The sequence below is a fragment of the Derxia gummosa DSM 723 genome (assembly GCF_000482785.1).
Taxonomy (GTDB): domain Bacteria; phylum Pseudomonadota; class Gammaproteobacteria; order Burkholderiales; family Burkholderiaceae_E; genus Derxia; species Derxia gummosa.
On the sequence record NZ_KI519499.1, the window covers coordinates 642,409 to 655,465 of the forward strand.

Annotated in this window: 11 protein-coding genes and 1 tRNA gene; 2 read left to right on the top strand and 10 right to left on the bottom strand. The window is 66.3% G+C overall.

What is annotated here, in order from left to right; genetic code table 11:
• Positions 1–32 precede the first annotated feature (32 nt).
• The 8 genes from pheT to H566_RS0120250 form a co-directional block, all read right to left on the bottom strand.
• Positions 33–2,462, bottom strand: a complete 2,430-nt coding sequence (gene pheT / locus H566_RS0120215) for a phenylalanine--tRNA ligase subunit beta (RefSeq protein WP_028312858.1) — start codon at positions 2,460–2,462, stop codon at positions 33–35.
• A gap of 39 nt (positions 2,463–2,501) precedes the next feature.
• Entirely contained in the window at positions 2,502–3,575 is a 1,074-nt protein-coding gene (pheS, locus tag H566_RS0120220; RefSeq protein ID WP_034412286.1) for a phenylalanine--tRNA ligase subunit alpha, read from the bottom strand.
• Positions 3,576–3,715: 140 nt separating this feature from the next.
• Positions 3,716–4,072, bottom strand: a complete 357-nt coding sequence (gene rplT, locus H566_RS0120225; RefSeq protein WP_028312860.1) for a 50S ribosomal protein L20 — start codon at positions 4,070–4,072, stop codon at positions 3,716–3,718.
• Between the two features lie 32 nt (positions 4,073–4,104).
• Entirely contained in the window at positions 4,105–4,302 is a 198-nt protein-coding gene (gene rpmI / locus H566_RS0120230) for a 50S ribosomal protein L35 (protein ID WP_028312861.1), read from the bottom strand.
• 140 nt (positions 4,303–4,442) lie between these two features.
• Positions 4,443–4,973 carry a translation initiation factor IF-3 gene (gene infC / locus H566_RS0120235; protein WP_084545322.1) on the bottom strand — a complete coding sequence of 177 codons (531 nt, stop codon included), beginning with the start codon at positions 4,971–4,973 and terminating at the stop codon, positions 4,443–4,445.
• An 89-nt stretch (positions 4,974–5,062) separates the two neighbouring features.
• A complete protein-coding gene (thrS, locus tag H566_RS0120240) occupies positions 5,063–6,970 on the bottom strand; it encodes a threonine--tRNA ligase (protein WP_028312863.1) in 1,908 nt (635 codons plus the stop codon).
• Positions 6,971–7,190: 220 nt separating this feature from the next.
• A tRNA-Val gene (locus H566_RS0120245) sits at positions 7,191–7,267 on the bottom strand.
• A gap of 48 nt (positions 7,268–7,315) precedes the next feature.
• On the bottom strand, positions 7,316–9,598 hold the full coding sequence (locus H566_RS0120250; RefSeq protein ID WP_028312864.1) for a RelA/SpoT family protein: 2,283 nt from the start codon (positions 9,596–9,598) through the stop codon (positions 7,316–7,318).
• 201 nt (positions 9,599–9,799) lie between these two features.
• Here H566_RS0120250 and H566_RS0120255 point away from each other — a divergent pair, with 201 nt between their 5' ends.
• Positions 9,800–10,630: a M90 family metallopeptidase gene (locus H566_RS0120255; protein WP_034412292.1), complete on the top strand. Its 831-nt coding sequence runs from the start codon at positions 9,800–9,802 to the stop codon at positions 10,628–10,630.
• Between the two features lie 27 nt (positions 10,631–10,657).
• Here the strand turns inward: H566_RS0120255 and H566_RS0120260 are convergent, their stop codons facing one another.
• Positions 10,658–11,011 carry a RidA family protein gene (locus tag H566_RS0120260; RefSeq protein WP_028312866.1) on the bottom strand — a complete coding sequence of 118 codons (354 nt, stop codon included), beginning with the start codon at positions 11,009–11,011 and terminating at the stop codon, positions 10,658–10,660.
• A gap of 224 nt (positions 11,012–11,235) precedes the next feature.
• Positions 11,236–12,057: an alpha/beta fold hydrolase gene (locus H566_RS0120265; RefSeq protein WP_028312867.1), complete on the bottom strand. Its 822-nt coding sequence runs from the start codon at positions 12,055–12,057 to the stop codon at positions 11,236–11,238.
• A gap of 158 nt (positions 12,058–12,215) precedes the next feature.
• Here H566_RS0120265 and H566_RS0120270 point away from each other — a divergent pair, with 158 nt between their 5' ends.
• Positions 12,216–13,013 (top strand): 3-hydroxybutyrate dehydrogenase, encoded by a 798-nt coding sequence (locus tag H566_RS0120270; protein WP_034412295.1) that lies wholly within the window; start codon positions 12,216–12,218, stop codon positions 13,011–13,013.
• Positions 13,014–13,057: the final 44 nt, after the last annotated feature.

The window sequence follows — 13,057 nt, forward strand, 5'->3', positions numbered from 1 at the left end:
CAGGCGAAGTGGCGAAAGCGATCCTCGCGCTGTCAGGCCCGCAGGCGGGCGCCGATGCCGGCTTCGAGACCGGCGACGATGCGAGCCACCACCGACTCGATCTGCTCATCGCGCAAGGTGCCGGAATTGTCTTGCAACACAATCCTGAAGGCAAGACTTTTCTCGTTTAATAACAAGCCCTTACCGCGATATTCATCGAACAGCGCCAGCTCGCGCACCAGCTCCGAGAAGCCCTCCTTGGCCACCGTCGCGCGCATGCAGTCGAGCGCCGAACCGGCGCTGACGGCCTGATCGACGACGATCGCCAGGTCGCGGCGCACCGGCTGGAAGCGCGGCGGAATGCTCGCCTTCGGCAGCGGCTGGGCACGCAGAGCTTCCACATCCAACTCGAAGACCACCGGCGCGACCGGCAGTTCATAGGCCTGCTGGAGCTTGGGATGCAGCTCGCCGATGAAGCCGACCGCCACGCCGTCGAGCAGCACGCGGGCGCTGCGGCCTGGATGCAACGCGACATGCTCGGCGCGCTCGAAGCCCACCGCGCCCGCGCCGGCGCACAGCGCCTCCACGTCGGCCTTCACATCGAAGAAATCGGCCGGCCGCTTCGCCACGCCCCATTGCTCGGGCGCCGACGGGCCGTACACCAGCCCGCCCACGCGCAGCGGCTGGGCGATGCCCGCCACCGACGACAGCCCGTCGGCCACCGCCGCGTCGCGCAGGAACACGCGGCCCAGCTCGAACACCGCCACGCGCTCGGCGCGACGGTTGAGGTTGTAGCGCAGAACGCTCACGAGGCTGCCGAGCAGCGACGAGCGCATGACCGACATCTGGCTCGCGATCGGATTCACAAGGCGGATCGGATCGGCGTTGCCCGCGAAATCGCGCTCCCACGCCTCCTCGACGAAGGCGTAGTTGACCGTCTCGACATAGCCGAGCGCGGCCAGCGCGCGGCGCAGCGCATGCGTCGGGCGGCGCGTCTCGGGCGTCGCGCGCATGCGCTGGAGCGCGACCGGCGGGCGCACGGGAATGTTCTCGTAGCCGACGATGCGCGCGACTTCCTCGATCAGATCTTCCTCGATCTCGATGTCGAAGCGCGGGCCAGGCGGCGTCACCTCGAACACGCCGTCGCTCTCGGTAAAGCTGAAGCCGAGTTGCGCGAACACCTGGGCGCAGCGCTCGGCCGGCACCTCGACGCCGAGGATGCGAGCGGCGCGCGCGACGCGCATGCGCACCGGCTTGCGCTCGGGCAGCGCGATGACGTGGTCGTCCACCGGGCCGACGCGGGTCGCGTCGGTGCCGCAGATGTCGAGCAGCAGTTGCGTCAGACGTTCGAGATGCTCGGCGGTGGTCGTCGCATCGACGCCGCGCTCGAAGCGGTGGCCGGCGTCGGTCGAGAAGTTGTAGCGGCGCGCGCGGCCCCGGATGCTGTCGGGCCACCAGAAGGCGCATTCGACGTACACGTCGGTCGTGTCGAGCGACACCGCCGTCGAGTCGCCGCCCATGATGCCGGCCAGCGATTCGATGCCATGCGCGTCGGCGATCACGCCCACGCTCTCGTCGAGCGACACCGTGCTGCCGTTGAGCAGCTTCAGTTCCTCGCCCGCCTTAGCCCAGCGCACGACGAGTCCGCCCGAAATCTTCGCCAGGTCGAACACGTGCGACGGCCGGCCGAGTTCGAGCATCACGTAGTTGGAGATGTCGACCAGCGCCGAGATGCTGCGCTGGCCGGCGCGCTCCAGGCGCGACTTCATCCATTGCGGCGTCGGCGCCCTGGCGTCCAGGCCACGGATCACGCGACCCGAGAAACGGCCGCACAGATCGGCCGCCTCGACGCGCACCGGCAGCTTCTCGTCGCTGCTGACGTCGGCGGCTGCAATCGCCTGCAGATTGAGCGGCGCACCGGTGATCGCCGCGACTTCGCGCGCGATGCCGAGCAGCGACAGGCAATGGCCCTTGTCCGGCGTGAGCTTGATGACGAACACCGTGTCATCGAGTTCGAGGTACTTGCGGATGTCCTCGCCCACGGGCGCATCGCCCGGCAGCAGCATGAGACCCGCGTGGTCCTGCGACAGCCCGAGTTCGCGCGCCGAGCACAGCATGCCGTGCGACGCCACGCCGCGCAGCTTGCCGAGCTTGATGCGGAAGGGCTTGCCGTCCTCGCCGGGCGGCAGTTCGGCGCCCACGAGCGCGCAGGGAATGCGGATGCCGGCGGCCGCGTTCGGCGCGCCGCACACGATCTGCAGCAGCTCACCCGTGCCCGCATCCACCTGGCAGATGCGCAGCTTGTCGGCGTCCGGATGCTTCTCGATCGACTTGATCTCGGCCACGACGATCTTGCTGAAGGGCGGCGCGGCGGGGCGCTCCTCTTCCACTTCGAGCCCGGCCATCGTGAGCAGGTGCGACAGCTCCGCCGTGCTCACCGGCGGATTCACGAAGCTGCGCAACCACGATTCTGAAAACTGCATGTCTTGCCTCGCTGGTTTGTTCTGGTGGGCGGCCGCGGATCAGCGGAACTGTTCGAGGAAGCGCAGATCGCCCTCGAAGAACAGCCGCAGGTCCTCGACGCCATAGCGCAGCATCGTCAGCCGTTCGAGGCCGCTGCCGAAAGCGAAGCCGACGTACTTCTCGGGGTCGAGCCCGTAGTTGCGCACCACGGTCGGATGCACCTGGCCCGAGCCGGCGATCTCCAGCCAGCGGCCCTTGAGCGGACCATCCTCGAACATCATGTCCACCTCGGCCGACGGCTCGGTGAACGGGAAGTAGCTCGGGCGGAAGCGCACGACGATGTCGTCGCGCTCGAAGAAGGCGTGCAAGAAAGCCGTGTACACGCTCTTCAGGTCGGCGAAGCTCACGTCGCTGCCGATCCACAGCCCTTCGAACTGATGGAACATCGGCGAGTGCGTCGCGTCGCTGTCAACGCGGTAGGTGCGGCCCGGCACGATCACGCGGATCTCGGGCATGTCGGCGGCGGCGCCGGTCAGCTCCTCGGCGGCGACCTTCGCCTCATGCTTGGCGACATGCGCGCGGGCGTAGCGCACCTGCATCGGCGAGGTGTGCGTGCGCAGGCAAAGAAGCCTTCCGTCGGCATCTTTCATGTCGACGTAGAAGGTGTCCTGCATCGAACGCGCCGGATGGTTCTCCGGGTTGTTCAGCGCGCTGAAGTTGTACCAGTCGGTCTCGATCTCCGGACCATCGCCCACGTCGAAGCCGATCGACGCAAAGATTTCCTCGATCCGCATCCAGCTGCGCATGACCGGATGGATCACGCCCGCGCCGCGCGCGCGGCCCGGCAGCGTCACGTCGATCGCCTCGGCCGCGAGTCGCGCGGCGAGCTGGGCATCGGCCAGCGCCTGGCGCCGCGCGTTCAGCGCCGCCTCGATCGCCTGCTTGGCCGCGTTGATCTTCGCGCCCGCCTCGCGCTTCTGCTCCGGCGGCAACGCGCCGAGCGACTTCATGAGTTCGGTGATGCGACCACTCTTGCCGAGGTATCGCGCCTTCGCGTCTTCGAGCGACGCCGGATCGCTTGCGGCAGCAAAATCCGCCGCAGCCGCCGTCACGAGGCTGTCGAGGTTGTCCATGTGCAGGATCGTCCGCGCCTGACGGCACGGTGTTCGGATTGGATGATCGGGACCGGACGCGAAGCGCGCCCAGAAATGCAAACGGGGCATCAGGCGTCAGCCTGTGCCCCGTCAGTGACGTCCGGAAGTTCGGACGGCGATCAGGCCAAGACGGCCTTGACTTGGCCAACCAGCGCGGCGAAGCCGGGCTTGTCGGTGATGGCCATGTCGGACAGGACCTTGCGATCGAGGCCGATGCCGGTCTTGTTCAGGCCATTGATGAACACGCTGTAGGTGATGCCGTGTTCACGAACCGCCGCGTTGATACGCGCGATCCACAGCGCGCGGAAGACGCGCTTCTTGTTGCGACGGTCGCGGTAGGCGTACTGGCCCGCGCGCATGACCGCCTGCTTGGCGATGCGGAAAACATTCTTGCGACGACCGCGGTAACCCTTGGCGGCGTCGATGACTTTCTTGTGACGCGCACGGGCGGTCACACCACGCTTTACACGAGGCATTGCTTAGCTCCTGACTTCGAATTCCGGGACGATCACGCGAACGGCATCATCGCGTGGATGGACTTGAGGTTCGTCTCATGGACGGCCTCGGTCCCACGCAGGTGACGCTTGTTCTTGGTGGTCTTCTTGGTCAGGATGTGGCGCTTGAAGGCTTGGCCACGCTTGACCGTGCCACCCGGACGCACCACGAAGCGCTTCGCAGCGCTCTTCTTGGTCTTCATCTTCGGCATTGACAGCTCCTGGATTGCTGCGGTCGGTGGTTCCTCGCGGAACACTTGAAACCCATTCGCAGCTTGTTGCGCGCCGGCGATTGCCACATCGCCAGCGACGAGAAACACGGGGGCGGTTGAACCGCCCTTCCCTTACGGGATTACTTCTTCTTCTTGGGCGCCAGAATCATGATCATCTGGCGGCCTTCCAGCTTCGGCATCTGCTCGACCTGGGCAAGTTCGCCGAGGTCAGCGCGCAGCTTTTCGAGCATGCGCATGCCGATTTCCTGGTGGGCCATCTCGCGCCCGCGGAAGCGGAGCGTAATCTTGGCCTTGTCGCCTTCTTCGAGGAAGCGGACGAGGTTACGCAGCTTCACGTTGTAGTCACCGTCATCCGTGCCAGGACGGAACTTCACTTCCTTGACCTGGATGACGTGCTGCTTGAGCTTCGCCTCGTGCGCCTTCTTCTGCTCCTGGTACTTGAACTTGCCGTAGTCCATGAGCCGGCAAACCGGCGGATTGGCGGTAGGCGCGATCTCGACGAGATCGACCTCAAGCTCTTCGCTCTTTGCCAGCGCTTCGGACAGACGAACAATGCCCAACTGCTCGCTGTCAACACCGACGAGGCGAACCTCAAGGGCGGTGATCTCACGATTCAGGCGGTGAGCGTTCTTGTTGTCGCGCTGCGGCAGTTCACGCGAATAACGGGAGCCAAACGAAGTAGCGATGGGTACTTCCTTTCAAATGAAAAAGCCGCGCGGTCTGCGCTGGCGGCTTGGGATCAGCTCTTGGCGACGTTTTCAGCCACCAGACGCTCTGCGATCTCGGAAACCGGCATCACGCCGAGATCCTTGCCACCGCGCACACGCACGGCCACGGCATCCGCTTCCTTCTCCTTTTCGCCAACAACGAGCAGGTAGGGAATCTTCTGCAAAGAGCGATCGCGGATTTTATAGTTGATTTTTTCGCCACGCAAATCGGCCTCAACTCTAATGCCTTGTTTTTGAAGCCTTTGAGCGACTGACTTCGCATACTCGGCCTGACCCTCCGAAATGCTCATCACACAGGCCTGCAACGGAGCCAGCCAGAGCGGCAGCGCACCGGCATGGTTCTCGATCAGGATGCCGATGAAACGCTCCAGCGAACCTACGATCGCGCGGTGCAGCATCACCGGGATCTTGCGGCTGTTGTCCTCCGCCACGTATTCGGCACCGAGCCGCTCGGGCATGAAGAAATCGACCTGGATCGTGCCGCACTGCCAGTGCCGGCCAATCGCGTCCTTGAGCGTGAACTCGATCTTCGGGCCGTAGAACGCGCCATCTCCCGGCGCCACCTCGAAGGCATGACCGGAACGACGCAGCGACTCCATCAGCGCCTCTTCCGCCTTGTCCCACAGCTCGTCGGAGCCGATGCGCTTGGCTGGACGCGTCGCGATCTTGAAGATGATGTCGTTGAACCCGAAGTCCGCATACACCTTCTGGAGCAGCGCGGTGAAGGCGACGCACTCGTCGAGGATCTGATCCTCGGTACAGAAGATGTGCCCGTCATCCTGCGTGAAGCCGCGCACCCGCATGATCCCGTGCAGACCGCCGCTCGGCTCGTTGCGATGGCACTGGCCGAATTCGCCGAAACGCAGTGGCAGGTCGCGGTACGAATGCAGGTTGGCCTTGTAGATCTGGATGTGGCCCGGACAGTTCATCGGCTTGAGCGCGTAGTCGCGGCTCTCGCTCTCGGTCGTGAACATGTTCTCGCGGTACTTCTCCCAGTGGCCGGTCTTCTCCCAGAGCGACTTGTCGAGAATTTGCGGCGCCTTGACTTCCTGATAGCCGTTGTCACGGTAGACCGCGCGCATGTACTGCTCGACCTGCTGCCACAGCGTCCAGCCCTTCGGATGCCAGAACACGAGGCCGGGAGCCTCTTCCTGCATGTGGAAGAGGTCGAGTTCGCGGCCGAGGCGGCGGTGATCGCGCTTCTCGGCTTCCTCAAGCATGTGCAGATAGGCCGCCTGGTCTTCCTTCTTGGCCCAAGCCGTGCCGTAGATGCGCTGGAGCATCTCGTTCTTGCTGTCGCCACGCCAGTAGGCGCCAGCCACCTTCATCAGCTTGAAGACCTTGAGCTTGCCGGTGCTCGGCACGTGCGGGCCGCGGCATAGATCGGTAAAGCCGCCCTCGGTGTAGAGCGACACGTCCTGATCGGCCGGGATGCTCTCGATGATCTCGGCCTTGTAGGCTTCGCCGATGCTCTTGAAATAGGCCACCGCCTCGTCGCGCGGCAGCACCTTGCGCGTGACCGGCTCGTCCTTGCGCGCGAGCTCGGTCATGCGCGCCTCGATCGCGGCGAGGTCGTCCGGCGTGAACGGGCGCTTGTACGAGAAGTCGTAATAGAAGCCGTTGTCGATCACCGGGCCGATCGTCACCTGCGCCTCGGGATACAGCTCCTTGACCGCATAGGCCAGCAGGTGGGCCGTGCTGTGGCGGATGACTTCGAGGCCGTCTGCATCCTTGTCGGTGACGATCGCAAGCTGCGCGTCGGCCTCGATGAGGTGGCTGGTATCGACGAGCTTGCCGTCGACGCGGCCGGCGAGCGCCGCCTTGGCCAGACCGGTGCCGATCGACTGCGCAACCTGCGCGACCGTGACGGGACCTTCGTATTCGCGGCGGGAGCCGTCGGGGAGGGTGATTGCGACCATGGGATGACCTCTGGATGAGGACCTGGCCGCGCGACGGCAAATCGGTGGGGGTACTGAAAAGAAAAAAGCGCGGACCAGGCCGCGCTTTTTTCGTGATGCCGTTGAAGCTTCGGACCGGTGATCAGATCAGGGAGGGGAAAGTTCGCGGTGTCATAACCCGTGCTGCCTTTCTCGTCCTTGAGTGAGCCGGCCTTTCAGCCAACGTTACTGCTTGTTCGGGTGGTGGGCGCTACTGGATTCGAACCAGTGACCCCTACCATGTCAAGGTAGTACTCTAACCAACTGAGCTAAGCGCCCGAAGCCCTGCATCATAGCGTGTTTTTCAGACTTGGCAAGACTTATGTGTCATTTGCGACGTGCTTCGATCACACCGGGCACATCGCGAATCAGGTTGAGCGCCTTGTTCAGCGCCGATGAATCGGCGATTTCTGCGGTGAACTGCATGCGCGCCTGCTCGCGCGAGCTTTGCGTATTAACGCCAATGACGTTGATGCGCTCGCGCGCGAACACGTCCGAGATGTCGCGCAGCAGCCCTTGCCGATCGCTTGCGAGCACGAACACATCGACCGGGAACACCGTGTCGACCGGCGCGCTGCCCCATTGCGTCTCGATCACGCGCTCGGGATGGCGCTCGGCCATCGCGAGGAAATTCGCGCAATCGTGGCGATGGATCGACACGCCCTTCCCACGCGTGACGAAGCCGCCGATCGCATCCGGCGGCGCCGGCTTGCAGCACTTGGCGAGCTGCGTGAGCAGCTTGTCGATGCCCACGACGAGCACGCCGCTCTTCGTCACATCGGCCTTGCCCCGGCCGATGCGCGCCGGATGCAGCTCGGGCTCTTCTTGCGGCTCCTCGAACAGCGCCTCGATCTGCCGCAGGTTGAAGTCGTCGCGCGATGCGGCCACGAACAGGTCATCGGGCCGGCCGTAGCCGAGCTGCGAGGCCAGATCGTCGAGCGACATCGACGTCTTGCCCAGGCGCTGCAACTCGCGCTCGACCCGCGTGCGCCCGGCCAGCGTCGCCGTCTCCTGCTCGACCAGGTTGAACCACGCCCTCACCTTGGTGCGCGCGCGGCTGCTCGCCAGATAGCCGAGATTGGGATTGAGCCAGTCGCGCGACGGGCCGGCGCCGATGTTCTTGGCCGCGATGATCTCGACCGTCTGCCCGGTGCGCAGCCGCGTGTTGAGCGGAACCATCGCGCCATCGACGCGCGCGCCGCGGCAGCGATGGCCAAGGTCGGAATGCAGGTGGTAGGCGAAGTCGATGGGCGTCGAGCCGGCCGGCAGGTCGATCACGCGGGCCTGCGGCGTGAGCACGTAGATGCGGTCGTCCACCGCGCCCGAGCGCAGCCGGTCGGCCCACTCGTCGGCGTCGAAGCGCTGCTCGACCGCTTCCTCGCCGCCCTCGCGCGCGACCTCGTTCTTCCATGCGAACAGCTGGCGGATGAAGGCGATCTTCTGGTCGTAGGCGCTGCCGGCGGTCTCGCTGCGGTTGCCGGCTTCCTTGTAGCGCCAGTGCGCCGCGACTCCGAACTCGGCGAACTGGTGCATCTCGCGCGTGCGGATCTGCACCTCGAAGGGCTTGCCGTCATCGGCCACCACGACGGTGTGCAGCGACTGGTAGCCGTTGGCCTTGGGCCGCGAGATGTAGTCGTCGAATTCCTTGGGGATCGGCTGCCAGAGGTTGTGCACGATGCCGAGCACCGTGTAGCAATCCTTGATGTCGTCGGTGATGACGCGAAAGGCGCGCACGTCGTACAGCCCGGCAAAGTCCAGCCCCTTGCCGGTCATCTTTTTCCAGATGCTGTAGATGTGCTTGGGCCGGCCGCTCACCTCGGCGGTGATGCCCGAGGCCTTCATCTCGCTGCGCAGCCGCGCGATCGCGCTGGTGATGAAGGCCTCGCGCTCGACGCGCTTCTCCTCCAGCTGCTTGGCGATGCGCTTGTACATCTCGGGCTCGATGAAGCGGAAGGCGAGGTCCTCCATTTCCCACTTGAGCTGCCAGATGCCGAGCCGGTTGGCGAGCGGCGCGTACAGCTCCATCGTCTCCTCGGCGTACATGCGGCGCAGCTCGGGCGTGCCGCAGTCGTCGCGGTCCTTGTTCTCGGCGAAGAAGCGCAGCGTGCGCAGCCGCGACGCGAGCCGCACCAGCACCACGCGCAGGTCGCCGACCATCGCGAGAAGCATCTTGCGCAGCGCCTCGGCCTGGCGCTTGTGCTCCAGGTCGCGGTCGCGCTTGTTGGCTTCGGCGCCTTCGCGCTGGGCCGACATGTCGCGCGCCAGTTCGGTCACGCGCATGAGCTGCACGATTCCGCGCACCATCGTGAGCACGTCATGGCCGAAGCGCGCGGCGATCGCGTCCTCCGTCATGGGATGGGTGGCGCGGTCGGCGTCGGTCGTGCCGTAGAGAATCGCGGCGAGCTGCGTGGCGCGGTCGGTGCGCAGGCCGGCCAAGATGGCCGACAGCTCGTGCGCATGGTCGGACACCCGCTCGCCCGTGGGCGCGTGGCGGTTGCCGTAGGCCCGTTCGGCGCAGGCGAGCGCCTCGGCGATCAGGGCCTGATCGGCCGCATCGTTCGCCGCCTCGCCGTTGGTGGCGACCGGTCTCGTTTGCGCGACATACACCATCTTCATCTCCGGGCCGAGCTGCCCCTCGGGCAGCATTTCCGGCCACGGTCTCCGCAATCGCGGAGACCTTTGCTGCTACTGCAAGCGAAACGCAGACCAGGTTTCGCGCCGCCTGCGCTTCTACGCAGGTTTGCCATTGCGCGCGATCCGGATCGGCCCGTGCCATGCTCCGCGCCAATCGCCCAACTCGTCCGTTTCGACATGTTCAACTGGCTGCGCCGCGCGCGCCGCGAACCGCCCTCGCTCAAGCCCGAGGTGCGCGACGCGGTCATCGCCGCCTTTCCCTTCCTCGCCCTGCCCGATGCCGCCGACGCCGCGCGGCTCGAAGAGATTGCGGCGGGCTTCCTGCGCGACAAGGGATTTACTCCCGTCCACGGCCTCGACGCCGACGACTTCATGCTCACCGCGATCGCGATGCAGGCGGCGCTGCCGGTGCTGCATCTCGGCCCGCGCGCCTATGACGACTTCGAGGAGATCGTGATCTACCCCGGCGAGTTCCAGGTGGAGCGCGAGGCGACCGACGAATTCGGCATCGTTCACGACGACAGCGGCGCGCGTGCCGGCGAAACCATGGCGGGCGGCCCCGTCATCCTCGGCTGGGAGGAAATCCGGCGCGGCGCCCAGGGCGACGGGCCGGCCTTCGCGCCCGTCATCCACGAGTTCGCCCACAAGCTCGACATGCGCAACGGCGGCGTCGCCGACGGCATCCCGGCCTTCGACCCGAAGCTGCACGCCGGCCTCGATCCGGACGACTGGGCCGACGAACTCGACGCCGCCTGGGAAGCCTTCGGCGGCGCGGTCGAGGATCTGGAAGACCGCTTCCCGCGCAGCATCGATCCCGAGAGCGACGAGGGCCGCGCCATCTACGAACGCGAACTGCCGCTCGATGCCTACGCCGCCGAGAGCGAGGCGGAATTCTTCGCGGTTGCGACCGAGGCCTACTTCGTCACCCCGGCGCGCCTGCGCGGCGCGTTTCCACATCTGGCGGCGATGTTCGACGCCTACTTCAGGCCCGGCCGGTCCGTCGGCTGAGGACGAGGCAGCCGGGCCTGCGCGGCATCAGTTGACCGCGGCGGTGCAGACCATCTCGACGCGCCATTCCGGCTTGGCCAGTTCGGCCTGCACGGTCGCGCGCGGCGGCGTGTTGCCCTGTGCGACCCAGGCGCTCCAGACGTCGTTCATCTTCGGGAAGTCGGCCAGATCCTTCAGGTAGATCACGACCTGGAGCAGGCGCGACTTGTCGCTGCCGGCTTCGGCCAGCAGCGCGTCGATCTGCGCCAGCACCTGCTGGGTCTGGCCGGTGATGTCCTGGCTGCCGTCGGCGGCGACCTGGCCGGCGAGATAGGCGACGCCGTTGAAAACGGTCATTTCCGACAGGCGCGGGCCGACGTGGTAACGCTTGAGTTCGCTCATGTGCTGATCTCGACTGGTTGAGAAAAAAGGGGCGCGATTGTCGCATCCGCCGCGCGGGGCGTCGGCGAAGCGCGATCGGGCTTCAGATCAGATGAAGCCGGGCACCGCGATGGACGACGCCTTGCGCACGCCGCGAAACGGCCGACGGCCCGACCGGGGGCGGCCCCTGGCCCGGCGCCCGATCGCTGCGGACGCAGGCCGGCATCGCGGCTGCATGCACAACTTCATGCGCCGAGCAGGAAATCACGCACCACTGCGATCTGATCGTCATGCATGAGCGTGGGCGCGTGACCGATGCCTGCGAACTCGACCGTGCGTGCCTTCGGACCGCGCGCGGCCATCTCGGCGCAGGTGGCACCCAGCAGCAGGTCGGACTCGGCGCCGCGCAGCACGAGGGTCGGACAGCGGATGGCGTCGTACACCGCCCACAGCGGCAGCTCCGACGGCCCGCCTTCGGGCGGCACCGTGAGCCGGAAGGCATCGCCGATGCGCGGGTCGTAATGCAGCCGCCAGTGGTCGCCGTCCTCGGCGAGGACATTGCCGGCCAGCTCGCGCCATTCGTCATCGCTGTGCGGGCCGAAGGGTGCCGCCACGCTGCGGATGTAAGCGACACCCTCGTCAAAGCTGGCGAACCTGAGCGACAGGCCGACGTACTTGCCGATGCGGCGCAGCGCGTCGAGCGGCAGCACCGCGCCCACGTCGTTGAGCACCATGCGCTCGATCGGACTGTCGGGCAGCGACGCGAGCGTCATGCCGATGAGGCCGCCCATGCTCGTGCCGACCCAGTGCACGGTGGTGGCATTCAGGCGCGCGAGCAGCGTCACGCAATCGGCGGCGTACTGCGGCACGGCGTAGAGGCGGGTCGCGTCGGGCAGCGGCGCGAGCCAGCCGCTGCGGCCGCGCCCGACGATGTCGGGGCAGACCACGCGGTAGTCGGCCGCGAGTACACGCGCCAGCCGGTCGAAATCGCGGCCGCTGCGGGTAAGGCCGTGCGCACACACGGCCACGCGCGGATTGTCGGCATCGCCCCACTCGGTCCATGCCATGCGGTGCAGGCCAACTGGGGAAAGACATTGAACGGAATTGAAACGCGGTGGGGCGGTCGCGGTCATGTCGGTGCCTAGAATCGGGAGTCAGCTTTTCTCCGCCGGGCGCCGGGCCCGCGCGGAACCGATCCACTGTAAGACTTCAGGAGATTGCGGCAATGGCTTTGAACACCAGCTTGAAGGGCAAGGTCGCCCTCGTCACGGGCTCCACCTCGGGCATCGGCCTGGGCATCGCGCACTGCCTCGCGGCCGAGGGGGCCGATCTCGTGCTCAACGGTTTCGGCGACGCGGCGGCCATCGAAGCCTTGCGCAAGGAAACAGCCGAGAAGTACGGCGTGCGCGTGGAGTACAGCGGCGCCGACATCAGCAAGCCGGCCGAAGTGGCGGCGATGGTCAAGTTCGCGCAGGACACGCTCGGCTCGCTCGACATCCTCGTCAACAACGCCGGCATCCAGTACGTGGCGCCAGTCGAGGAGTTTCCGGACGAGAAGTGGGACGCGATCATCGCCATCAACCTGTCGTCCAACTTCCACGCCATCAAGGCCGCGCTGCCGGCGATGAAGGCGAAGAACTGGGGCCGCATCATCAACATCGCGTCGGCGCACGGCCTCGTGGCCAGCGCGCAGAAGTCGGCCTATGTGACGGCCAAGCACGGCGTGGTGGGCCTGACCAAGGTGGTCGCGCTCGAAAACGCGCAGACCGGCATCACCTGCAACGCGATCTGCCCGGGCTGGGTGCTGACGCCGCTGGTGCAGAAGCAGATCGACGCGCGCGCCGCCAACGAGGGCAAGACGATCGAGCAGGCCAAGCGCGACCTGCTGGGCGAGAAGCAGCCGTCGCTGGAATTCGTGACGCCCGAGCAGCTCGGCGGGCTGGCGGTGTTCCTGTGCAGCGACGCGGCGGCGCAGATCCGCGGCGTGGCCTACAACGTCGATGGCGGCTGGGTCGCGCAGTAAGACGGCGCCGGACCAAATGTCTTGCAAGACGGCAACGGCCTAGG

Bases quoted from the DNA above. Each gene is read 5' to 3' on its own strand.
- pheT (WP_028312858.1), bottom strand. From the start codon at position 2,462: ATGCAGTTTTCAGAATCGTGGTTGCGCAGCTTCGTGAATCCGCCGGTG.
- pheS (WP_034412286.1), bottom strand. From the start codon at position 3,575: ATGGACAACCTCGACAGCCTCGTGACGGCGGCTGCGGCGGATTTTGCT.
- rplT (WP_028312860.1), bottom strand. From the start codon at position 4,072: ATGCCTCGTGTAAAGCGTGGTGTGACCGCCCGTGCGCGTCACAAGAAA.
- rpmI (WP_028312861.1), bottom strand. From the start codon at position 4,302: ATGCCGAAGATGAAGACCAAGAAGAGCGCTGCGAAGCGCTTCGTGGTG.
- thrS (WP_028312863.1), bottom strand. From the start codon at position 6,970: ATGGTCGCAATCACCCTCCCCGACGGCTCCCGCCGCGAATACGAAGGT.
- H566_RS0120250 (WP_028312864.1), bottom strand. From the start codon at position 9,598: ATGGTGTATGTCGCGCAAACGAGACCGGTCGCCACCAACGGCGAGGCG.
- H566_RS0120255 (WP_034412292.1), top strand. From the start codon at position 9,800: ATGTTCAACTGGCTGCGCCGCGCGCGCCGCGAACCGCCCTCGCTCAAG.
- H566_RS0120260 (WP_028312866.1), bottom strand. From the start codon at position 11,011: ATGAGCGAACTCAAGCGTTACCACGTCGGCCCGCGCCTGTCGGAAATG.
- H566_RS0120265 (WP_028312867.1), bottom strand. From the start codon at position 12,057: ATGGCATGGACCGAGTGGGGCGATGCCGACAATCCGCGCGTGGCCGTG.
- H566_RS0120270 (WP_034412295.1), top strand. From the start codon at position 12,216: ATGGCTTTGAACACCAGCTTGAAGGGCAAGGTCGCCCTCGTCACGGGC.